The following is a 21,606-nucleotide window of genomic DNA, read 5'->3' on the forward strand; positions in this document are numbered from 1 at the left end:
GGACGCGGAGGTCACCTCCGGCCCGCGCGCCGCCGCAGGTCAGCGGGCGCGGCCCGGCTCGCCGAGGACCACCTCGGGGCCGAGCGCGGCGAGCGCCGACGGGGTCAGCCCGAACATGCCGCGGAACGCGCCGCTGAGGTGCGACGGCGACGCGAACCCGGCGTCGGCGGCGGCGCGGGTGAAGTCGTGGCCGGCGGCGTACCCTTCGGCGACCCGCAGGATCCGCGCCCACTGGACGTAGCGGCGGAAGCTCGTGCCGGTCTGGCCGGAGAACGTCCGCAGGAAATGCGACCGGGACAGCCCCGCCTCGCGGGCGGCGGCCTCCGCGCGCTGCGGCCGCGCCGGGTCGTCGCGGATCCGTGCGGCGACGCGGGCGATGCGCGGGTCGCGGGCCGTGGCCACCGGGATGCTGGCCGCCGCGAGCAGCCGTTCGAGGTCCACGTCGTCGCGGCCGGCGAGGCCGATCAGGTCCGCCTCGCGGTGGTGGTCGCTGCCGAACCCGCCGGCGGTGCGCCGCATGCCGCCGAGGCACCGGGCCATCCGCGCGGACGTCGGGTCGAAGAAGCAGAACAGCATCCGGCCCGTCCCGCCGGTGACCTCGTGCCGGACCCGCGCGCGGAACAGGAAGCTGCGGACGGTGCGCTCCGGCAGCCCGTCGGCGCGGACGGTGAAGGGCGCGTCGAGGCCGACGCCGAGGCAGGCCACCGCCGTCGCGTGCGGGCCGAGTCCGAGCGCGGGCCCGACGTAGACGACGTGCCCGAGCCGCACCCACAGCCGCACGCGGGCGCACGTTCGTGGAAGTGCCGGGGCGGCCATGCGGTGAAGCATAGGCGTCGTGAACACTCGTGGAGAAAGCATCGTTTCCGGCGTCGATCGCACCGGCGCGTCCGCCGGTGAGCCGGACGGGGCCGGGCCGGACGGGGCCGGGCCGGACGGGGCCGGGCCGGACGGGCGCGAGCCGGACGCGGGCGCGCTGGCGGTCGCGCTGCGCGGGCTCGCCGCCGGGCGGATCGTCCTCGGCGCCGCGGCGCTCGTCGCGCCGAACGCGATGGCCAGGGCGTCCGGCGTGCGCCCGACACCGGAGCTCGGCTACATGACCCGCATCTTCGGGGCGCGGGCGATCGCGCTCGGGCTGGGGTACCTGACCGCCTCCGGGCGGGACCGGTCCCGCTGGCAGCGGCTGGCGCTGCTCGTCGACGTCCTCGACACCGCGCACGGCGCCGCCCGCCTCGCCCGCGGCGGCCTCCCGCGTCCCACCGCCCTGGGCTACACCTCGCTGACCGGCGCCTACATGGCGGTGGGCGCCGCCCGCCTGGCCCGCGACCTCAGCTGATCCCGGCGACACCCGGGAGCGCGACGGCCGGCCGCCCCGCCGCGCGGTGGGAGGGGCGGCCGGTCGCCTCAGTGCGCTCTACCAGCGGTGGCCGTGGTGCCAGTGGCCGTGGCCGTGATGCCAGTCGCCGTGGCCGTGGCCGTGGTCGCCGTGGTCGCCGTGGCCGTGGTCGTCGCGGTCACGAACGCATCTGTGCCAGCGCATGTCCCAGTGCGTGCCCCACGGGCAGTGCCGTGGGTACGACTGGACGGCCGCGGTCGTCTCCGCCGCGTTCGCCGAGGCGGCGGGGGCGAAGGCGGCCAGCCCGGCGGCCATCGTCAGTCCGGCGGCGGTCAGTACCGCCGAGCGCAGCGGACTCGGGATCTTCATCTTCCCTCCAGGGGTTCATGGGCCCTAGCCGAGGGCCCGTGTCACCTCATCTACCCGCACCGCATCCGGACGACTACTGACCGTAAGTAGATCCTTAAGCCTCTGACCAGCGAACTCGGCGTCCCGCGGCCTCGGCGCGGGGCGCGTTGAACGCCGGGAGGCGCGGCGCCGTAACACCTCCCGTAGATCGTCATCTCGGGAGCTGGAGGGCTCATGGGGCGCCGGAACGCCGCGAGGAGAAGTCGTCCGCGGACCGTGGTCGCAGCGAGCGCGGCGGTCGCCGGCGCGGCCGGGCTGATCGCCGGATCGCTGTACGCCGTCCACGGCGGGCAGGGTCCGCAGGCCGCGAAGCTGGCCGGAGCCGACCGGCCGCGGGCGGGCTCGGCGAGGACCGGTCCGGCCGATTCCGCGGCGCTCGCGGCGCGGGTCGCCGGACGGCTCGGCGGCCGGACCGCCGGCGGGTACCTCGACGCGGCGGGACGTCCGGTCGTCACGGTGACCGGCGCGGCGGACGCGGCGATGGTGCGGTCGGCGGGCGCCGTCCCGAAGATGATGCGGACGAGCCCGCGGACGCTGCACCGGGCGACGTCCGCGCTGCGCCGGACGATGGCGGGGACGCCGGGCACCGGATGGGCCGTCGACCCGGCGACGTCGCAGGTCGTCATGTGGGTCGACGGCTCGGTCACCGGGACCAGGATGGCCGCGGCGCGGCGCGCGGCCGCGAGCATGGGGACGGCCGTGCGGATGGTGCGCGTCCCGGGGCGGCTGCGCACCCTCGCGCTCGGCGGCGACGCGATCTTCGGCGGCGGCGCGCGCTGCTCGCTGGGCTTCAACGTGCAGCGGGCCGGGCGGCCGTTCTTCCTCACCGCCGGGCACTGCGGGAACATCGTCCAGGACTGGACCGCCGACCAGCAGGGCGCGCAGGCCCTCGGCACGACGGTGCAGAGTGACTTCCCCGGCAACGACTTCGCGCTCGTCCAGGAGACGGCCGGCGCGCAGAGCGCGGTCGACCTGCACGACGGCACCGCACAGCCGATCACGGAGGCGGCGGACGCGGTGGTCGGCCAGCAGGTCGCGCGCAGCGGCAGCACGACGGGCGTGCACACGGGCCGGGTCACGGCGGTCGGCGCGACGGTGAACTTCCCCGAGGGCACGGTCACCGGGATGATCCAGACGACGGTGTGCGCCGAGCCGGGCGACAGCGGCGGGCCGCTGTTCAGCGGGACCAGCGCGCTGGGCCTGACGTCGGGCGGGTCGGGCGACTGCCGGACGGGCGGCGTCACGTTCTTCCAGCCGGTCACCGAGGCGCTCCAGGCGTTCGGCGCGCAACTGCCCTGATCCCGCGTCACATTCCCTCGGGCGGTTCCGTCATACGGGTATCGGCAACCGACACCGCTATCGAGGGGATCACCATGAGCGCACGTATCGACTTCTATGGCAGCGACGTCGCGATGAAGGTCGCGAAGTACCTGAACTCGGCGGGCAGGGCCGTCGCCGACTCGACGGTTCCGGAGGCGACGCTGGAGCTGGTGCGGATCCGCGCCAGCCAGATCAACGGCTGCGGCTTCTGCCTCGACATGCACACCAAGGACGCCGCGGCCGCCGGGGAGACCCAGCAGCGGATCAACCTGGTCGGCGCGTGGCGGGAGGCGACGGTCTACACCGAGGCCGAGCGCGCCGCCCTGGAGCTCACCGAGGAGGGCACCCGCCTCGCCGACGGGGCCGGGGTGAGCGACGCGACCTGGGCGAACGCCGCGAAGCACTTCGACGAGGAGCAGCTCGCCGCGCTGGTGGCGATGATCGCCGTCATCAACACCTACAACCGCCTGAACGTCATCACGCAGCAGCCCGCCGGCGACTACGTCCCCGGCCAGTTCGCCTGACCCCCGCGTCCGGGGCGGCGCCGCCGCCCCGGGATCGGACGGCCCGACGCCCGTCTCAGCGGGCGAGGTCGCGGCCGAGGAAGGCGAGCAGCCGCCGGTGCGCGGGGGCGCCGGCGGGGGCGGTCCGCTCCGGACCGAACATGCCGGGCCGCCGGAAAGCGCCGAAGTCCATGCCCTGCATGACCGTGAGCAGGTGCGCGCAGGCGGCGTCGTCGGCGAGGGCGTCCTGACCGGTGGCGACGGCCAGGTCCACGCCGTGGACGAGCACCTCGGTGAGGTGGATCAGCGCGGCCATCGGCGCGGGGACCTCGCCGAACCCGAGACGCACGGTGCCCTGGAGCGCGTCCGGACGCCGCCACGCCGCGCGGTCGAGGCCAGCGGCGCGGCCGAACGCGGCGTGCGGGTCGCCGCCGAGCCAGTCGGCCTCGTGGTCGGCGCCGGCGGCGGTGCCGGTCAGTTCGGCGGCGAAGATCAGCATGCCGCCGACCAGGTGGTTCAGCTCGTCGCGCACGTCCCAGCCCGGGCAGGGGGACGGCGCGGCGAGCCGCGCGGCACCGATCCCGCCGACGACGGCGGCCGTCGCGGTGAGGGCCCGGTCGATCCGCCCGATCACGTCGTCCATCTCGGTTCCTTCCCGTTCACGGCAGGATGCGCCGCCGCTTCCTAAAGCAGTCAACGACTGCGTTTAACGGAACTCTAGGTCCGGCCGGACCACAAACGCAAGTGCGAGTTGCGTTAAGCGGTGGCCAGGGCGAGCGCCGGCACCGCCGGCGCCACACCATCCGCGTCCTGCTCGGCGCCGGCGGCCGGTCGCGCGGGAAAGGCGTTGTCGGGACATGGGCGACTCTGGATACTCGACGAATGATGTCCTCGCTCGTGGCATTCGTCGGCGCGGCGTTCCTGATCGCGATGGTCCCCGGCCCCAGCACCGCCGTGATCCTGCGGCGGGCGGTGATGAACGGCCGCGTCAACGGCATGGCGACGGTCCTGGGCAACGAGTGCGGGGTGCTGCTGTGGGGCCTGGCCGCCGCGTTCGGCCTGTCGGCACTACTGCTGGCCTCACGCCTCGCCTACGACGCGATGCGCATCACGGGCGCGGTGGTCCTCGTGTACATGGGGGCGCGCGCGCTGTGGAAGGCGAGGCGCGCCACCGAGACGGAGGAGGAAGCACCCCAGCCGTCGGCCGTCTCACATGGGCGCGCGTTCTGGCAGGGCGCCATCACCAACTTCGCCAACCCGAAGGCGGGGGTGTTCGCGGTGTCGTTCCTGCCCCAGTTCGTCCCGCACGGCGCGCCCGTCCTCGCGACGCTCGTCCTGTTCTCGGTGATCTGGGCCGCGATCGACATGATCTGGTACCTGCCGATGGTCTGGCTGGCCGGACGGGCCCGGACGGTGCTCCAGCGCGCGTCGGTCCGCCGCCGGATGGAGCAGGTCTCCGGGATCGTCCTCGTCGGCCTCGGCATCCGCCTGGCCGCCGAGTCCTGACCCCTACCGGTACCCCCGCTTGAGCAGGAACTTCGCGCCCGCCGCATAGCCCTCGGGGCTGAGCAGCTCGAACCCGAACGCGTCGGCGAGCCGGCCGGTGGTGTCGAAGGCCGCGCAGACCGCCAGCGCGTCCCGCACCTGCTCGGGCGTCGCGCCGGCAGCGAGCACCTCCCGCATGTCGGCGGCGGCGACCTCCCCGTCGCGGACCAGCCTGCCGAGCATCCGCAGCGTCGACCGCAGCGGCTCCTCGACGGGCGGCGCGTCCAGGTCGTCGAGCACCGCCGCGACCCGCGCCTCGTCCTGGTACGCGCGCGTCGCGGTCGCGGTGTGCGCGCCGATGCAGAACGCGGACCCGTTCACCTTCGACACGTAGGCCGCCATCAGCTCCCGGTCGCCGACCGACCAGGCCGACGGCCCGCGCATCGCCTCGTGCGTGAACTCCTTGGCCCGCGTCCCGTAGAAGTCGGGCCGGTAGAAGGTCAGCTTCGCCGCGTCCGGCAGCGGACGCCCGGAGAACAGCCGGATGACCGCGAACAGCAGTTTCGTCCCGGGACGGTAGCCGTGGTTCAGGACGTCAAGACGCATGCCCGGGCCCCTCTTCGGCGAGCGCCTGTTCCAGGGCCGCGAGCCCGGCGTCGTAGATCCGCGCGGACCGGCCGACCGCGGCGCACACCACCAGCTCGAACAGCTCGTCCTCGGTGCGGCCGGACGCCTTCGCCGCCGCCACGTCCGCGTCGGTGACCTGCGCCGCCTCGCCGGCGACCTTGCCGATCAGCGCGTCCAGCGGCGGATCGAGGCCCTCGTTGCGGAAGGCGCGCGCCCGCTCGTCCGCGGACGCCCTGCCGTCCCCGCCCAGCACCCGGTCGACCAGCGCCTGCTGCGCCACCCGCTTCCTGTCCGCCATGGCGTCCTCCCTGCGTCGGCTGCCGCCGCATAGACGACGTTTCGCACGCCCTTCATGTGACACACCCGGACGTACCCGCCGTGTGCGGCGGCTAGCGTTCCATCATGAGCGATTCCGCGCGGATGGCCGAGGCTTTCGGTGAACTGGCCGGCACGTACGACCACGATCACCACGACGCCATCGCGCGTGCCCTGCTCGAACTCGCGCCGCCCGCCCCCGGGGACGCGGTGGCCGACGTGGCCTGCGGCGCCGGCGCGGTCGCCCTGCAGGTCGCGGCGCGGCTGCGCGCGGCGCCCACCGTCCTCGCGGTGGACCTGTCCCCGGACATGATCGCGGTCGGCAAGGCCCGGGCGGAACGGCAGGGCCGCGCCGACGCGATCGACTGGCGCGCGGCACCGGCCGTCCCGCTGCCGGTCCCCGACGCCTCGCTCGACCTGATCCTCTGCGCCTCCTCGCTCCACTTCCTGGGCATGCGCGCCCTCGCCGACTGGCGCCGCGCCCTGCGTCCCGGCGGCCGGATCGGCTTCACGCTGCCGGTGGCGTCCCGGTTCCGCCCGTCCGGCGTCTTCGCCGACCTCGTCGCCCAAGACCTGTACCTGCCCGAGGACCCAGAACAGGCATGCTCCTTGGCCACGTCCGCCGGCTTCACCGACCCCAGCGCGCAGACCATCGCCCTAGGCCCCCGAGCCGTCACAGCGACCACCGCCAAGAACCCGCCCCCGGACGCTGTGTAGGTTTGCGTGCGGCCGGGACGGTGGGAGCGTGAAAGGTGGCCGTGGTGATCGGTGTTGGAGAGATCGAGGCGGCGGCCGAGCTGATCGCCGGGCACGTCGTCCGCACACCGACGGTGCCGAGCCCCGGGTTGACCGATCTGCTCGGCGTCCCCGTCACCGTCAAGCTGGAGATGCTGCAGCGCACCGGGTCCTTCAAGGCGCGAGGGGCGACCGCCAAGCTGCTGGCTCTCGGCGACGCCGAACGCGCGGCGGGCGTGGTGGCGGTGAGCGGCGGCAACCATGCGATCGCGGTCGCGGTGATGGCCGCCGCGCTCGACGTCAAGGCGACCGTCGTCATGCCGCGGTCGGCGCCGGCGCGCGCCGTCGAGATCGCCGAGTCCGCCGGGGCCGCGGTGCGGCTGGCCGACACCGTGGACGCCGCGTTCACGCTGATGGAGCGGCTCCAGGCCGAGGGCATGGCGGTCGTGCACCCGTTCGACGACCCGGACGTCATCGCAGGTCAGGGTACGGCCGGGCTGGAAATGGCCGAGGACGCCGGCGAGCTGACCGACGTGCTGGTCAGCATCGGCGGCGGCGGGCTGATCTCCGGGGTGGCCGCGGCACTGCGGGCGCGGCGGCCGGGCGTGCGGGTCTGGGGAGTGGAGACCCAGGGTGCCGAGACGATGTCCGCGGCGCTCGCCGCCCATGGACCGGTGCCCGTCGCGTTGTCGTCCATCGTGTCCACCCTCAGCCCGCCGGCCGTCTCCCAGCTGACCTACGATCACGTGTCGGCGCTGGTCAAGGAGGTCCTGGTGGTGTCGGACGCGGAGGCCGTGCAGGGCGTCCTGGACCTTGCCGAGCACGCGAAGGTCTGGACCGAGCCGGCGGCCGGCTGCCTGCTCCCCGCCGCCCGGCGCGTCCTCGACCGGGTCGGCGACCGGGCCCGCCTGGGCCTGGTGCTGTGCGGCGCCAACACCGACCCCACCACCGTGACCTCCTGGGCCGAGCACTTCGGCCTGCACTGACGCATCCAATCCCGATGGACCATGTCCGACCAGAGGACCCTCCATCGGGCTTGCAGGATCCCGCCCCCCGCGCGTCGGGCCCTGACGGACACTCCGGCCGCCGCCCGGTGCGGAGCGCACGCGACGATCACCGCCGGATCGCTACGCGCTGGACCTTGCCAGTAATCCCGGATGCGGCAGCGAGAGCCTGGCAGGCTGGAACTCCACCGGACCGCAGCCCCGTGTCTGGTGAGGCGGCAGGCTCCCCGGCCCTGGCGCCGAGGTCGAGCGGGCCTTGTGAGCACGTAAGCAGTGCGAAGCCGAACATGCTCACGCGCGGCGGAACTAATTCAGGGAGGTGTGACGCGTGAATGAACACAGCCCTCACTATCGCTGGGAGCCTGGTGCCGGCCGCGACAGCGATGAGGTACGCGCGGGCCGGGAGGAAGCCCGTCTGGCGTTCGAACTGGGCAACGCGGTTCGGCAGCGACGTCTGGCGCTGGGATTGACACAGTCGGAGCTCGCGAGGAGGGCGGGGATGACACAGCCCGCCCTGTCCCGCTTGGAGTCGGGTGGCCCGACACCGACCATCGGCGTCCTAGAGAGGCTTGCCCATGCCCTCGACGCCAAGCTCAAGGTGGAGTTCACCGACGCCGCCTGACGACGCATCCCGATCACGATCGCGATGAGAGCCCCCGTTCGGTCGGTCCGGCCGGAGGCTCTCCAGCGGGTCTCGTCAGGCCAGGTCGTGGGCGTCGGCCTTCACGCGCTCGGCGAAGGCCCGCCATGCGGACGCGCCGAACGCGAGCTTCGGGCCGTCCGGGTCCTTGGAATCCCGCACCGCCACCAACGGCGCCATCTCGGCGACCTCGACGCAATCGCCGCCCTCATGGGCACTTCGGCTCGCCTTGCGCCACGCCCCATCCGGCACCTGCGGGACGCCGCCGACCTCCACGCAATCGCCGCCGCCATGAGCACTACGGCTTGCTTTACGCCACTTCACGGCTGACAGATCCAGTCCGGTCATCCGTACTCCTCCATCACACTCGTGATCAGGGCACGCGACTCCTCAACTCGGAGCGCATCACCTCGCATCGAGTTGTACCGTACTGCGAAGTCTGCGACGACTCGCGGCTCCTGAATGAGCATTCCCTGCCCCGCGATCTCGCCGTACACGACGTCCGGCGCATCCATGAAGGTCAGGATGGTGAAGCTCCCCGCAAGCCCGGGGTAGTACCCCTCGCGCTGCGGGACGATGTCGATCGAGATGTTGGGACGTTCGTCAAGATCGAGTAGGTGCGCGAGTTGACTGCGCATGATTTCCGGACCCGCGATCTTTCGCCGCAATGCGGCCTCGTCCAGAGTGAACCACACATACGGCGGGTTCTCGCGGGTCAAAAGTTCCTGTCGCTTGAGGCGCTCTGCGACGAGACGCTCCACCGTGTCCACATCCTGGTTGTGGCCGATGACCGCACGCGAGTACTCCTCGGTCTGGAGTAGGCCATGGATGAGCGTCAACTGGTAGACGCGCACCTGGCTGGCTTCGGCTTCGCGTTGCTGGTACTCGGTGAAGCCGGGCGGGAGGATGGCCATGTGGCGGGTCTCGATGATGCGCTTCTGCTGGCGCTCGAAGACGCCGTTGGTCTTGAAGTAGGTGTCGAGGTTCTCGGCGAAGTCCTTGGACGGGATGCTCTTGGCCGCCTCGACCTGGCAGATCCACTGCGGGGTGTAGCCGAGGGTCTCGGCCAGGGCGGTCTTGCTGAGGCCGGCCTTTTCCCGCCAGGCCGTCAACTCTGAGGCGAATGCCTGAATTGCGGGGGCTTCGTATGGTTCGTTGCGCGAGCCCATGGAATCTCCTTCTGAAACCCGGCTTCGGGTTTGGTTGATCTTTCGGGGGGTTGCGCCTTCCCGGGGAGTGATTGCTGGCGGGGGCCGGCGCGCCTCTGTGAGTCTTATAACACATTCTTCGCCCGCGAATCCGCGCATGGGACCTTCCGTGGAAGACAGAAAATCGAAACCAGATGACCCCGCTATCGAGCGTCTTCGGCAGGAATTCCCTGGGCACCGCATATGGCGTTCGCGCCGGTGGGACGGGATGCCCGGCGAATACGTGGCGACACTCCTAGACGCGCGCGCAGGCGTCGACGCGACGGTGATGAGGGCGTGCATAGAGGAACTGCGTAGCGAGTTGCTAAAGGAGGCGGCGCGCGCGCAGAGGCGCATTAGGAACTTCCGATGAACGGCCGGATCCGGTCATCGGAGGGGCCCGGCCGGTGGGCGCCCCCGGCTCACCGGCGCGGGCCCGGCCGGCTGAGGGCGCCTCGGTCGGCGCGGAAATCTCGCCACCGTGGCCGTCCTGACGGCGTTTATCGGATGGCGTGGAGGCCGTCCGACGGTCGAGAATCGTCGGATGGGTGACGTGGAGCTGTCCGACGGGGTCATCACCCTGTCCCCGTTGCGTCCGGACGACGCGGAGGCGCATCTGGCGGGTGAGGACGAGCCGATGGTGCGGTGGCTCAGCGGGGGCCGGAGCACGCGCAGCGTTGTTGACGCCTACATCCGGCACTGCCAGGAGCAGTGGGACACCGGTGGGTCGCTTCGCGCCTTCGGCATTCGGGTCGAACCCGCCGGGACGCTCGCGGGGACGGTCGATCTGCGGTCCAATGTCGAGGGCTTGGGCCCCGGCCAGATGAACGTCGCCTACGGCATCTATCCGGCATGGCGGGGACGCGGCCTCGCGACGCGCGCGGTGCTCCTTGCGTGCGGGTACGCGGCGACCGCGGGCGGGCGGCAGGCGGTGATCCGGGTGGAGCCGGAGAACTCCGCGTCCGTCGCCGTCGCCCGGAGGGCCGGGTTCGCTCCCGCCGGGCACGCCTGCGGCGCGGACGGAACGCGGCACGACTGGTACGTCCGCGATCTTCCCTTCCCGCCGCGCGCTTAAAGATCTTGATCGGGCGGGTGGCGGCCGGGATGAGCTGGGACGATGGGAAGGTCGCGTAGGGGGCGCCGCAGGTTTACACCATTCGCGCAGATTTCCGGAAATGGCCAGTCAGCCAATGTTTCGGCCGCATTCCGGTTGTGCGGCGCTTGATCCCGCTAAACTCCAGGCCCATCGTTCTCGTCAGGCACACCGGGCCTCGACCCACGAGCGCACCCGCCTCTGCGAGCCGCGCGTTCCCGCGGCTCCCCCCGCCACCGGCCAGGATGCGAGCCCAGCCCGGGCGCACTGCGAGTCCCCCGATCAGAGGAGTAAGCCAATGCGCGCGACTCAGTTGGCCGCGGCGGCGGTCGCCACCGGGGCCCTGGTGCTCGGGATGGCGGGTCCCGCACTCGCCGACTCGCCCACGCAGAGCGGGCCCAAGGCCGGACAGTTCTGCAAGAAGGCCGACATCGGCAAGAAGGTCAAGCTGGCGGACGGCACGCTGCTGAAGTGCGCCCTCAAGGCCGGGCAGAAGGTGCCCCACTGGGTGGACATAAGCGGCCAGACGCCGCCCACCAAGCCGTCGCCGCCGGTCACGCCGAAGCCGGTGTTCCGGTTCGGGTTCGACAAGGTGCAGCTGTCGAGCCGGGTCGTGGCGCCCGGGCGGCACACGACGTTCACGGTGACCTGCCCGAGCGCGGTGACCATCACAAGCAATGGCTACACCCGCAGCCCGCTGCCGGTGCGCAAGGCAGGCAAGGCCACCTGGACGGCGACCGGCACGTTCAAGAGCAGCCTGCCGGACCCGACGGTCGCGACGGTGGTCTGCAAGGGCTTCGGGTCCGTGAAGTACAGCACGCACCCGTCCAAGAACCCCTCCAAGGGCGGCAACAGCATGCAGCCGACCACGCCGAAGATCCCGAACGGGCGGATCGACACCGGTGACGGCAGCATGTACCGCCCGGCGGCGGGTTCCGGCGCGCCGCTGATGGCGATCGGCTGGGGCGCGCTCGCGGCCGCCGGGCTCGGCGCCGTCGCGCTGCGCCGCCGGACGGCGCGGGAGCGGTCGACCGTTGCCTGAGTCCTCCGCACGGGCCGCCGGCCGCCGCCGCCTCCAGGCCGCGGCGGCCGGCGCGCTGCTCACCGGACTGCTGCTCGGCGGCTGCGGTGGCGGGGGCGGGAGCGCGGCGTCCTCGCCGTCGCCGGCGCCCACGGCGAGCGGGACGCCGGGCGGCACCACGGCCGCGTCGAACGTCTCGTCGCTGGCCCCGTCCGAGCCCGTCAAGATCACGATCTCGAAGATCGGGGTTTCGGCGCCGGTCGGGCAGATCGGGCTGAAGCCGAACGGGCAGATCGAGGAGCCGCCGCTCAGCCGGCCGAACCTGGCGGGCTGGTACAAGGAGGGGCCGACCCCCGGCGAGGTCGGGCCCGCGGTGATCCTCGGGCACGTCGACGCGAACAAGAAGGCCGCGGTGTTCTTCCGGCTCAAGGAGCTGAAGCCGGGCGACAAGATCCAGGTCGGCCGCAAGGACGGGACGACCGCCACGTTCACCGTGGAGCGGTCGCAGAGCGTCAACAAGGACGCGTTCCCGCACCAGAAGGTCTTCGGCGAGTCGCTGGACCATCCGGCGCTGCGCCTGGTGACGTGCGGCGGCGCTTTCGACCCGAAGGCCGGCCACTACACCGAGAACCTGATCGTCTACGCCAGGATGACCGCGTCCTGACGGGCGCGCCCGTTCGTCCGCACGCGCGGGCGGGCGGGCGTTCCCGTCTCCGGCGTCAACCGGCCAGCGCCCGGATCAGCAGGCCCGGGCAGGCGTACAGGACGGCGACCGTACCGAAGAGGAACAGAGGGACGCCGAAGGCCAGAAGAAGGAACATCAGCGGCGGTACCAGAAGGCCGCTCAGGTGGGTCTCCATTCCGGTCCGGCCGCCGCCCTTCACCAGCCAGAGCCGCCGGGTCGGCAAGGCCGCAAGGGACGGGCTCAGCGCGTCACGCTGGTAGGTCACCTTCTCGCCGTCGGCGCCCACGTACAGGTAGAAGTGCTGGTAGGGGGCCTCGCGCAGCGCGTACGAGACCTTCTTGGTGGTGCGGACGTACTCGGCGCTGACCAGTCCCCCTCTGACGGCGCCCACGATCTGGGTCACCGATGTCCATCCCAGGAGGCCTCCGAACAGGGCCAGGCCGCCGCCCATCATCAGGGCCATCAGACCGACGAGCGCCAGCCACCAGGAGCCCAGGACGGCGAGGACGAGGAGGTAGACGGCCGCGACCGTGACGCCCGTCCGCTTCGCGAGCTGCCCTGAGGTGTAGCGGTCGCGCAGGCGCGGCCTCGCCCGGTCGCCTGGGGCGCGCGGTCGCGGGACGTCCGGCCCGCGGACCTCATGGGGCCCCTTGACCGGTGCCGCCTCCGCCTCCGCTTCCACCTGCGGTTCCGGGCGCCGGGCCTCCGGCTTCGCCACAGCCGGGGCCGGGGCCTCGGGCGTCGCGGTGCCGACGAGGTGGGCGTTGAGGCGGTTCAGCGCCGTCAGCCCCGCGGCGAGTTCCCGTCCGGCCAGTGCCAGATCACGGGCCGCCGCGCGCTTGGCGGCCTCGTAGGCGTCGAGGGCGCGCGCGTACTCGACCGCCATCTCGTGCGTCGCGTCGGGGCGGTCGGCCGAGAACGGGTGGGCGGCGAGCAGTTCACCGAACGCCGTCAGCCGGGTCTCGAAACGTGCGGCTTCCTCGCGCGCGCCCCGCTGGCGCCCACCCCTGAAGGTCACTCCGCCATCATGAACCCCCGAACCCTCCGGGACCACCGGTCAAGGCAACGGCCCCGGCGCGGTGCGCGCCGGGGCCGTTCCGGGACGGTCAGCGGCGGTACAGGTTGAACTTCTCCTCGCCGATGCGCTCGCGCAGCGCCGGGTCCTCGACGCCCTGGCCCTCGCCGGTGGCGCCGCAGAGGACGGCGACCTTGCCGATGTGCTGGTTCGTCTGGACGGCGCGGGTCGCCTCGCCCGCCTCGTCCAGCGGGAACACCGAGGACAGCGTCGGGTGGATCATGCCGAGCGAGAACAGCCGGTTCACCTCGACGGCCTCGTGGTAGTTGAAGCCGTGCGAGCCGATGATGCTCTTCAGCCGCATCCACAGGAACCGGTTGTCGTACTCGTGCTTGTAGCCGGTCGACGAGCCGCAGGTGACGATCTTGCCGCCGCGCTTGGCGACGTAGACGGACGCGCCGAACGTCTCGCGGCCGAGGTACTCGAACACGATGCCGGGGTCCTCGCCGACGAGGCGGCGGATCGCCTCGCCGAGCATCCGGCCCGCCTTCGGGTGCCGCAGGCCCTGCTCGCCGAGGTTCAGGTCGTTGCGGTTGATGACGTGCTCGCAGCCCTGCGCCCGGACGATGTCCGCCTTCTCCTCGGAGGAGACGACGCCGACCGGGATGCCGCCGCCGTTCTTGACGAGCTGCGTCGCGAACGAGCCGAGCCCGCCGGTCGCGCCCCAGATCAGCACGACGTCGCCCTGCTTCATGCGGGCGCCGTGGGTGCCGACGAGCATCCGGTACGCGGTCGCGGCGCACAGGGTGTTGGAGCCGGCCTCCTCCCAGCTGAGGTGCGCGGGCTTCCTGATGAGCTGGTTCGCCTTGACGATGCAGTACTCGCCGAGCGACCCGAAGTTGGTCTCGAAGCCCCAGGCGAGCTGCGACTCCGACATCATGCCGTCGTCGTAGGAGCCGTGGTCCTCCTCGTCCACGTAGGACGGGGACAGCACGACCTTGTCGCCGACCTTCCAGCTCTTCACGCCGGAGCCGGTGCGGACGACGACGCCGGAGCCGTCGGAGCCGAGGATGTGGTACGGCAGGTCGTGGCGGGCGCCGTACCAGCCCTGCCGGCCGAACTTCTCCAGGAACGCGAACGTCGGCACCGGCTCGAAGATCGCCGACCAGACGGTGTTGAAGTTGATCGCCGCCGCCATCACCGCGACCACGCACTCGTCGGGCGCCAGCTCGGGCATGTCCACATCGCCGACGTGCAGCGACCTGCGCACGTCCTTGTCGGTCTGGCCGTCGAAGATGCCGACCTCGTCCTTGCGGGTGAACGCGGCACGGAACCGGGACGGCAGGTCGATGTCCTGCAGTTCGGGTCCGCTCGCTCCGGAGCGGACGGCGTCGAGCAGTTCGTTGGCCATGGGTGTCCTCCGTGGAACGACGGGGTGGGGGGCGCGGCCCTCAGCGGGCCATGGTCGACCGTGCCGCGGTCCGGGCGCGGCCGGACGCGTCGCGCGCGTCCGGGCCGTCCGCGGGCCGCGGGTTCGCACCGTCCGCGGCGGGGGCGCGTCCGGCGAGCCGGCCCTCCAGGTGCGCGGCGAGAATCTCCACGCCCGGCGGGTCCAGCAGGTTCAGGTGGTGCACCCCGGGGATCGTGACGATCTCCAGGTCGGAGCAGAGCCCGCCGAAACCGTTGGTCCCGTCGAGCACGTAGCGCGCGTCGCGCACCGCCCAGGGGGTCTCTTCGGGCGCGTAGTAGAGGACGACGCGGCCGTCGTAGGTGCCGGGCTGGTACGCCTCCAGGGATCGGGTGTCCTGGTGGGACGTGAGCTGGTGGGTGAGGGCCGCCGGCGGGATGTAGTCCACCAGCGGCGCCGCCCGCTCCATGACCAGCGCGAACTGCGCCTCCTCGTCCAGCCCGGACAGCTCGTCGTAGGTGAGCGTGACGTCCAGGCCGTACGTCTCGTTGATGTAGTCGGCGAACGCGGAGAACCGGCGGGCGAGGGTGTCGGACTCGTCGTCCACCGGGAGGGGGATGCCCGCGTCGAACAGCGCGACGAACTCGACCTCTCGTCCGGCCGCCCGCAGCTGCCGGGCGGTCTCGTAGGCGAGGACGCCGCCGAACGACCAGCCGCCGAGCCGGAACGCGCCCTCGGGCTGCGCTTCGAGCAGGTGCTGGACGTAGCGGGCGGCGCGCTCCTCGACGGACGGGGCGTCCTCGAACCGCTCCAGGCCGTAGACGGGCTGGTCGTCGCCGAGCAGGTCGATGAGCTGCCGGTAGCAGGCGGTGGTGCCGCCGGCGGGGTGCGCGATGAAGATCGGGCGGCGGTCCCCGGTCGGCTTGAGGGGCCGGACGGTCTGCCGCGCGGCCTCCTCGTCGGCGGCCCGGATGACCTCGGCGACGTTCTCGGCGGTCGGCACCTCGAACAGCTCGCCGCGGGTGACCTCGCCGCCGAGCTCGGCGGCGACCATCGCGACGACCTGGTCGGCCTGGTGCTCCTGGCCGCCGAGGTCGGCGAAGAAGTCGGCGGTGACGCCGACGCGGTCGAGGCCGAGGACGTCCTCGAAGATCCGGACGGCGAGGCGCTCGGCGGCGTCGCGCGGCATCACGTAGCCGGACTCGGCGTTCGACACGGCGGTGGGGGCGGCGGCGTCGGCGAGGCCGAGCTCGCCGGACGCCCACTCCTCGAACACGTTCACGCTCGCGCCCTGCAGCAGCACGGCGGGCGGGACGGTGAGGCCGAGGTCGTGCTCGACGCCGCTCTTGATCCGGACGGCGACGAGGGAGTCCAGGCCGAGGTCGGTGAGCGGGACGGCCGGGTCGAGGCGTTCCGGGTCGAACCCGAGGACGGACGCGATCCGGTACCGGATCTGCGCGGCGATCAGCGCGCGCGCCTCGGCCGGGTCGAGTTCCTTGAGCGCGTCGACGCCGGGCCAGTCGCCCGCCTCGTCGGCGCCGCGCTCGGCCGCCGCCTCCGTCAGCGCCGCGAAGTACGGCATGTTGCGGATCTCGGGGAACAGCTCGACGGCCGTGACCGGGTCGAACCGCAGCACGCCCGTCGCGGTCATGCCGTGCGCGAGGAGCGCTTCGAGGGCTTCGGCGCCCTCCTCGGGGCTGATCGGGTCGATGACGGTCACCGCGGTCTCGGCGGCGCCGCCGACGCGCGACCAGGTGCCCCAGCCGATCGTGGTGCCGGGGCGGCCGTGCGCGCGCCGGTACGCGGTCAGCGCGTCGATCGCCGCATTCGCCGCCGCGTACGCGGCCTGGCCGGGCGAGCCGAGCAGCGCCGCCGCCGACGAGTGCACGGCGAACCAGTCGAGGCCCGAGTCCCAGGTGGCGTCGCTGAGCCGCCGCGCGCCCTCGACCTTCGCCGTCCACACCCTGTGGAGATCCTCGGCGCCGAGGTCGGCGATCAGCCGGTCGTCGATCGCGCCGGCGCCGTGCACGACGCCGCACAGCCGCACGCCGCCCTCCTGCGCGACCTGCACGAGGCGTTCGGCGGTGCCGGGCGCGGCGATGTCGCCGAGGACGACGCCGACGTCCACGCCGCCCTCGCGCAGCTTCGCGATCACCTTCTCGGCGTCGGCGCCGGGGCCGCTGCGGCCGGACAGGACGATCCGGCCCGCGCCGCGCTCGGCCAGCAGCCGCGCGGTGACCAGGCCGATCCCGCCGTACCCGCCGGTGATGATGTACGCGCCGCCGCGCCGGACGATCTTCTTCGGCTTCGCGTCCGGCAGGGCGGCCTGGGCGAGGCGCGCGACGTGGCGGCGGCCGCCGCGCCGGGCGACCTCGCGGGCGCCGTCGCCGCCGAGCAGCTCGGCGACCAGGTCGGTGGGACGGTCCACGTCGACGAGCGTCGCCCGCTGGACGGTCCGCTCGAACGCCAGGACGCGGGCCAGCGCGGCGGCGAACCCGTGCCCGGGCTCGCCCGCCTCGCCGTCGAGGACGGGGACGGCGCGGTGCGTCGCGACGTACAGGCGCGGGCCGTCGGGCAGCGAGCGGCTCACGCCCGCGATGGCGAGCACGAGGTCTTCGTCGACGAGGTCGGCGGACGGGACGAGCACGACGCCGTCCATCCCGGAGGCGTCACCCAGGTCGTCGAGGCCGCGGCGGGTGACGCGGCGGCCGCGCTCCTCCAGCCCGGCGGCCGTCGCCGCGGCGAGCGCGTCGCCGTCCTCGGCGAGGATCAGCCAGGTGCCGTCGCCGTCGCCGGGCTCGGGCGCCTCGGTCTCGTCCCAGACCAGCTCGACCAGCTTGTCCGCGACGGGGACGGGCACGTCGTGGCGTTCGGTGCGGCGCAGCACGATGCCGGTCGCCTCCACCAGGACCTCGCCGTCCGCGTCCAGCAGCAGGACGGAACCGGTCAGCTCGCCGTCGTCCTCGACGACCGCCGCGCGGACGTGCCCGCCGCGGTGCGCCGGGCCGTGCACGCGCAGGCTCCCGAGCGTCTCGGCGAGCCAGACGCCGCCGCCCGCGACCGCCGCGGCCTCCGCCGACAGCGCGGCCAGGCAGCGGTCGAACACCTCGGGGTGCAGCCGGTAGTGCCGCGACCCGCGCTCGGCGCCCGCGACCTCCGTCGCCGCGCCGGGCTCCGGCGCGGGGGCGGGACGGGTGTCCTCGCCGACGTCCGCGCTGGCCAGCCGCGCCCACGTGCCCGCGGGCGTCAGCGCGTGCACCTCGACGCGCTGCTCCGCCTCGGCGAACGTCGTCGTCACCGTCGTGTGCTCGGCGAGCGCGAGCGGCCGCTCTATCCACAGGCTGTTGACACGGACGGCATCCGTGTCGAGCGCCTCCGCGCCCGCCGCCAGCGCCATCTCCGCGAACGCCGCGACGGGCAGCGCGTGCAGGCCGTGCACGGCCAGGTCGTTGAGCCAGGGCTGCGCGTCCAGGCCGACGTCGGCGCGCCACGCGTGCCGGTCCTCGCCGGGCAGTTCGACGTGCGCGCCGAGCAGCGGATGCTCGTCGCGGCCGCCGCGGTTGCGCGTGGACAGGTCGACCCAGTGGCGCTCGTGCCGCCACGGCGACTGCGGGACGTCCACGATCCGTCCGTCCACAGGCTGTGCAACGGCGAGCCCGTGCGCGGCGAGCGTCGCGAGCTGCGCGTGGAACGTCAGGGTGTCGTCGGTCTCCTGACCCTTGGGCGCGCGCTTCAGCGTGTGCGTGACGAGGGCGCCGCTGCCGCCGAGCGTCTCACCGACCGCGTGCGCGAGGATCGGATGCGCGTTGACCTCGACGAACGTCCGGAAACCGTCCTCGGCCGCCGCCGACACCGCGTCCGTCAGCCGGACCGGGTTGCGCAGGTTCGCCGCCCAGTACTCGACGTCGAGGCGGGCGCCGTCGCCGTCGAACGCGCGCGGGTCGGGCAGCGCCGTCGTGTAGAGCCTGATGCCGTCCGCGAGCGGCGCGCCCGGCTCCAGGCCGACCTCGGCGAGCTGCTCGCGCAGGTCGGGCAGCAGCGGATCGACCTGCGGGGAGTGGCCCGCGCCCTCCGCCTGGATCATCCGGGCGAGGCGTCCCTCCGCCTCCGCGCGCTTGACGATCTCGGCCACCTGGTCGGCGTCGCCCGTCACGACCGTCTGCTTCGGCGACGAGTGCACCGCCGCGTACACCTCGGGCAGCCCGTCCGCGAGCCGCTCGACCTCCTGCGCGGACGCGCCGAGCACCGCCATCGCGCCGCCGCCGACCAGCTGCGTCAGCAGCCTCGACCGCCGCACGATCACCCGGACGCCGTCCTGCGGGGTCAGCGCGCCCGCGACGACCGCCGCCGCGACCTCGCCCATCGAATGCCCGATCACCGCGCCCGGCACCACGCCGTACGACTGCCACATCCGCGCCAGGCCGAGCTGGATCGCGAACAGCACCGGCATCGTGTCGGCCGGGCCGTCCGGCTTGCGGCCCTCCTCCAGCAGCGACCACAGGTCCGGGCCGCCCTCCTCGGCGAACAGGCCGTCGAGGTCGTCGATCGCCTCGGCGAACGCCGGCTCCTCCTCCAGCAGCCGCTGCGCCATGCCCGCGCGCTGCGCCCCGTACCCGGAGAACACCCAGACCGGACGTCCCGGCACACCGAGCGCCGACCCCGTCACCACGCCCGGGTGCGGGCGGCCCTCCGCGAGCGCCTTCAGGCCCTCGACCAGACCCGCGCGGTCACGGGCCGACACCGCCGCGCGCGACCGGCCCCGCCCGCCGCGCCGGTGCAGCGTCCGCGCCACATCGGCGAGCCTCACGTCATCGCGGTCCGCCGCCCAGCCCGCCAGCAGCGCGGCATGGTCGCGGACGCGGTCGTCGGCCGTGTCCGACAGCGGGAACGTCCGGATCACCGCCGGCCGGGACACGAACTCCTGCGCCGGAGCCTCCTCCAGCAGCACATGCGCGTTCGTCCCGCCGAACCCGAACCCCGACACGCCCGCGCGCGCGGGATGGCTCCGCTCCGGCCACGGCGTCTCGTCCGCGACCACCTTCAGCCGCAGCTCGTCGAACGGGATGTGCGGATTCGGCTCCTTGTAATGCGCGCTCGCCGGGATCACCTTGTGGTGCAGCGCCAGGACCGTCTTGATCAGGCCCGCGACGCCCGCCGCCGACTCCATGTGGCCGAGGTTGCTCTTCGCCGAACCGATCAGCAGCGGCTCGTCCTCCGCCCGGCCCGCGCCCAGCACCTCCCCGACGGCCTTCGCCTCGATCGGGTCGCCCAGGAACGTGCCCGTCCCGTGCGCCTCGACGTAGTCGACCTCGCCGGTCCCCACGCCCGCCGCCGCGTACACGTCCCGCAGCAGCGCCCGCTGCGCGTCCGAATTCGGCGCCACCAGGCCGTTGGAGCGGCCGTCCGAATTGACGCCCGAACCCTTGATCACCGCGAGGACCCGGTCGCCGTCGCGGACCGCGTCCGACAGCCGCTTCAGCACCACCGCGCCGCAGCCCTCCGCGCGGACCATCCCGTCCGCCGACGCGTCGAACGCCTTGCAGTGCCCGTCCTTCGCCGTCGCGTCCGCCAGGTCGAACGTCATCGTCACCGTCGGCGACAGCAGCACGTTCACGCCGCCCGCGAGCGCCACGTCCGCCTCGCCGCTGCGCAGCGCCTGCACCGCCAGATGCGCCGACACCAGCGACGACGAGCACGCCGTGTCCACGATCATGCTCGGGCCGCGCAGGTCCAGCAGGTACGACAGCCGGTTCGCGATGATGCTCAGCGCCGCGCCCGTCGCCGTGAACGGCTCCAGCGACGCCAGATCCGACGCGGTGAACGCCGCGTACTCCGGCGCCGACACCCCCACGAACACCCCGGTGCGGCTGCCGCGCAGCGACGCCGGGCCGATCCCCGCGTGCTCGAACGCCTCCCACGCCACTTCCAGGACGAGCCGCTGCTGCGGATCCATCACCGCCGCCTCGCGCGGCGTGATCCCGAAGAACTGCGCGTCGAACTCCGCCACGTCGTCCAGGAACCCGCCGAGCCGCGTCGTCCGCGCCAGCCGGTCCGCGACCTCCGGGGAACCGTCGTCGAACGGGTCCCAGCGGCCGTCCGGCACCTCCCGGATCGCATCGCCCCGGCCCGTCAGGAACCGCCAGTACTCCGCCGGGCCCGTCAGGTCGCGGTCACCGCCGGGGAACCGGCAGCCGATCCCGACCACCGCGATCGGCTCGTCGTCCCGCACCGCCGCCCGGACCGGCGCCGCCTGCTCCGCCTCCGCCTCGGCCGCGCCCGCTCCGCCCGCCAGCGCCCGGGACAGCTTGCTGATCGTCGGGTGCTCCCACACCAGCGTCGCCGGAAGCGCCCGGCCCAGCATCTGCTCCAGATCCCCCGCGATCGCCACCGCGTCCCGCGACGCCAGCCCGAACTCCTCGAGCGGACGGTCCGGGTCGACCTCGGCCTCGGCGATCCGGGAGCGGCGCGCGATCTGCTCGACCAGGTGCCGGCGAATCGCGTCCTCACCGATCCGCGGGTCGCCCTCCGCGTTGTCCCGCGCGGCTCCGGAACGATCGTTGCTCTGCATGCGGTGGGTTCCCCCCATGAAACCGGGATCGTTCATCGAAGCGGAGGGACCACTTTGTCCTACGGTGACCGGCTCACGATGCGCATCCAGACCACTTTTCTCCCCCGCTACTTGTCACGGTGATGACAAGACTCGGCAGTAACCAATGTGGCCTGATGGGATAGTTGAGGGACTCTGGCCTAACAGCGGGCCGAGTGACCGGATGCCAACCAATAGTAACAATAGCCACGAACGCTTTTAGGGGGAAGCGGCGGATTTC

Annotated in this window: 20 protein-coding genes; 10 read left to right on the plus strand and 10 right to left on the minus strand. The window is 73.2% G+C overall.

What is annotated here, in order from left to right; translation table 11 throughout:
* Window positions 1–39 precede the first annotated feature (39 nt).
* Entirely contained in the window at window positions 40–816 is a 777-nt protein-coding gene (locus J4709_RS38295) for an AraC family transcriptional regulator (protein ID WP_208248673.1), read from the minus strand.
* Window positions 817–835: 19 nt separating this feature from the next.
* Here J4709_RS38295 and J4709_RS38300 point away from each other — a divergent pair, with 19 nt between their 5' ends.
* Entirely contained in the window at window positions 836–1,333 is a 498-nt protein-coding gene (locus J4709_RS38300; protein WP_208248675.1) for a hypothetical protein, read from the plus strand.
* Between the two features lie 78 nt (window positions 1,334–1,411).
* On the opposite strand, the gene J4709_RS38305 is transcribed toward J4709_RS38300, so the two are convergent.
* The gene (locus J4709_RS38305; protein WP_208248677.1) at window positions 1,412–1,702 is read right to left on the minus strand and encodes a hypothetical protein; all 291 of its coding nucleotides are present in this window, start codon (window positions 1,700–1,702) and stop codon (window positions 1,412–1,414) included.
* Between the two features lie 255 nt (window positions 1,703–1,957).
* Between J4709_RS38305 and J4709_RS38310 the strand changes: the two genes are divergently transcribed.
* Together J4709_RS38310 and J4709_RS38315 are read left to right on the plus strand one after the other, a co-directional pair.
* Window positions 1,958–3,040, plus strand: coding sequence for a S1 family peptidase (locus J4709_RS38310; protein WP_208248679.1), 1,083 nt, complete (start codon window positions 1,958–1,960; stop codon window positions 3,038–3,040).
* 74 nt (window positions 3,041–3,114) lie between these two features.
* Window positions 3,115–3,585, plus strand: coding sequence for a carboxymuconolactone decarboxylase family protein (locus J4709_RS38315; protein ID WP_208248681.1), 471 nt, complete (start codon window positions 3,115–3,117; stop codon window positions 3,583–3,585).
* Window positions 3,586–3,640: 55 nt separating this feature from the next.
* On the opposite strand, the gene J4709_RS38320 is transcribed toward J4709_RS38315, so the two are convergent.
* Window positions 3,641–4,207 (minus strand): TIGR03086 family metal-binding protein, encoded by a 567-nt coding sequence (locus J4709_RS38320; protein ID WP_208248683.1) that lies wholly within the window; start codon window positions 4,205–4,207, stop codon window positions 3,641–3,643.
* Between the two features lie 239 nt (window positions 4,208–4,446).
* On the opposite strand from J4709_RS38320, the gene J4709_RS38325 reads away from it, so the two are divergent.
* Window positions 4,447–5,070, plus strand: coding sequence for a LysE family translocator (locus J4709_RS38325; RefSeq protein ID WP_208248686.1), 624 nt, complete (start codon window positions 4,447–4,449; stop codon window positions 5,068–5,070).
* A 3-nt stretch (window positions 5,071–5,073) separates the two neighbouring features.
* Here J4709_RS38325 and J4709_RS38330 read toward each other — a convergent pair whose 3' ends face one another.
* Together J4709_RS38330 and J4709_RS38335 are read right to left on the minus strand one after the other, a co-directional pair.
* Complete coding sequence (locus J4709_RS38330) at window positions 5,074–5,655, minus strand: carboxymuconolactone decarboxylase family protein (RefSeq protein WP_208248688.1); 582 nt, start codon at window positions 5,653–5,655, stop codon at window positions 5,074–5,076.
* Entirely contained in the window at window positions 5,645–5,974 is a 330-nt protein-coding gene (locus J4709_RS38335) for a hypothetical protein (protein WP_208248690.1), read from the minus strand. The genes J4709_RS38330 and J4709_RS38335 overlap by 11 nt, the downstream gene beginning before the upstream one ends.
* A 104-nt stretch (window positions 5,975–6,078) precedes the next feature.
* Between J4709_RS38335 and J4709_RS38340 the strand changes: the two genes are divergently transcribed.
* The 3 genes from J4709_RS38340 (at window position 6,079) to J4709_RS53955 (ending at window position 8,352) form a co-directional block, all read left to right on the plus strand.
* The gene (locus J4709_RS38340) at window positions 6,079–6,708 is read left to right on the plus strand and encodes a class I SAM-dependent methyltransferase (RefSeq protein WP_208248691.1); all 630 of its coding nucleotides are present in this window, start codon (window positions 6,079–6,081) and stop codon (window positions 6,706–6,708) included.
* Window positions 6,709–6,752: 44 nt separating this feature from the next.
* Entirely contained in the window at window positions 6,753–7,712 is a 960-nt protein-coding gene (locus J4709_RS38345) for a pyridoxal-phosphate dependent enzyme (protein ID WP_208248693.1), read from the plus strand.
* Between the two features lie 346 nt (window positions 7,713–8,058).
* Complete coding sequence (locus J4709_RS53955) at window positions 8,059–8,352, plus strand: helix-turn-helix domain-containing protein (RefSeq protein ID WP_208248695.1); 294 nt, start codon at window positions 8,059–8,061, stop codon at window positions 8,350–8,352.
* Window positions 8,353–8,427: 75 nt separating this feature from the next.
* On the opposite strand, the gene J4709_RS38355 is transcribed toward J4709_RS53955, so the two are convergent.
* Together J4709_RS38355 and J4709_RS38360 are read right to left on the minus strand one after the other, a co-directional pair.
* The gene (locus tag J4709_RS38355; RefSeq protein ID WP_208248699.1) at window positions 8,428–8,718 is read right to left on the minus strand and encodes a DUF397 domain-containing protein; all 291 of its coding nucleotides are present in this window, start codon (window positions 8,716–8,718) and stop codon (window positions 8,428–8,430) included.
* A complete protein-coding gene (locus tag J4709_RS38360; protein WP_208248701.1) occupies window positions 8,715–9,539 on the minus strand; it encodes a helix-turn-helix domain-containing protein in 825 nt (274 codons plus the stop codon). Before J4709_RS38360 ends, J4709_RS38355 begins: the two co-directional genes overlap by 4 nt.
* A 562-nt stretch (window positions 9,540–10,101) precedes the next feature.
* Between J4709_RS38360 and J4709_RS38365 the strand changes: the two genes are divergently transcribed.
* The 3 genes from J4709_RS38365 (at window position 10,102) to J4709_RS38375 (ending at window position 12,335) form a co-directional block, all read left to right on the plus strand.
* Window positions 10,102–10,632 carry a GNAT family N-acetyltransferase gene (locus J4709_RS38365; RefSeq protein WP_208248704.1) on the plus strand — a complete coding sequence of 177 codons (531 nt, stop codon included), beginning with the start codon at window positions 10,102–10,104 and terminating at the stop codon, window positions 10,630–10,632.
* Between the two features lie 316 nt (window positions 10,633–10,948).
* Window positions 10,949–11,692 carry a hypothetical protein gene (locus tag J4709_RS38370; RefSeq protein ID WP_208248707.1) on the plus strand — a complete coding sequence of 248 codons (744 nt, stop codon included), beginning with the start codon at window positions 10,949–10,951 and terminating at the stop codon, window positions 11,690–11,692.
* Complete coding sequence (locus tag J4709_RS38375) at window positions 11,685–12,335, plus strand: class F sortase (protein WP_208248710.1); 651 nt, start codon at window positions 11,685–11,687, stop codon at window positions 12,333–12,335. Before J4709_RS38370 ends, J4709_RS38375 begins: the two co-directional genes overlap by 8 nt.
* Window positions 12,336–12,390: 55 nt before the next feature.
* Here the strand turns inward: J4709_RS38375 and J4709_RS38380 are convergent, their stop codons facing one another.
* The 3 genes from J4709_RS38380 to J4709_RS38390 form a co-directional block, all read right to left on the minus strand.
* Window positions 12,391–13,374: a hypothetical protein gene (locus J4709_RS38380; protein WP_208248712.1), complete on the minus strand. Its 984-nt coding sequence runs from the start codon at window positions 13,372–13,374 to the stop codon at window positions 12,391–12,393.
* Window positions 13,375–13,462: 88 nt separating this feature from the next.
* A complete protein-coding gene (ccrA, locus tag J4709_RS38385; protein ID WP_208248717.1) occupies window positions 13,463–14,782 on the minus strand; it encodes a crotonyl-CoA carboxylase/reductase in 1,320 nt (439 codons plus the stop codon).
* Between the two features lie 40 nt (window positions 14,783–14,822).
* Window positions 14,823–21,347 (minus strand): type I polyketide synthase, encoded by a 6,525-nt coding sequence (locus tag J4709_RS38390; RefSeq protein WP_208248720.1) that lies wholly within the window; start codon window positions 21,345–21,347, stop codon window positions 14,823–14,825.
* Between the last annotated feature and the right edge of the window lie 259 nt (window positions 21,348–21,606).

This window comes from Actinomadura violacea, assembly GCF_017573465.1.
Lineage (GTDB): Bacteria > Actinomycetota > Actinomycetes > Streptosporangiales > Streptosporangiaceae > Spirillospora > Spirillospora violacea.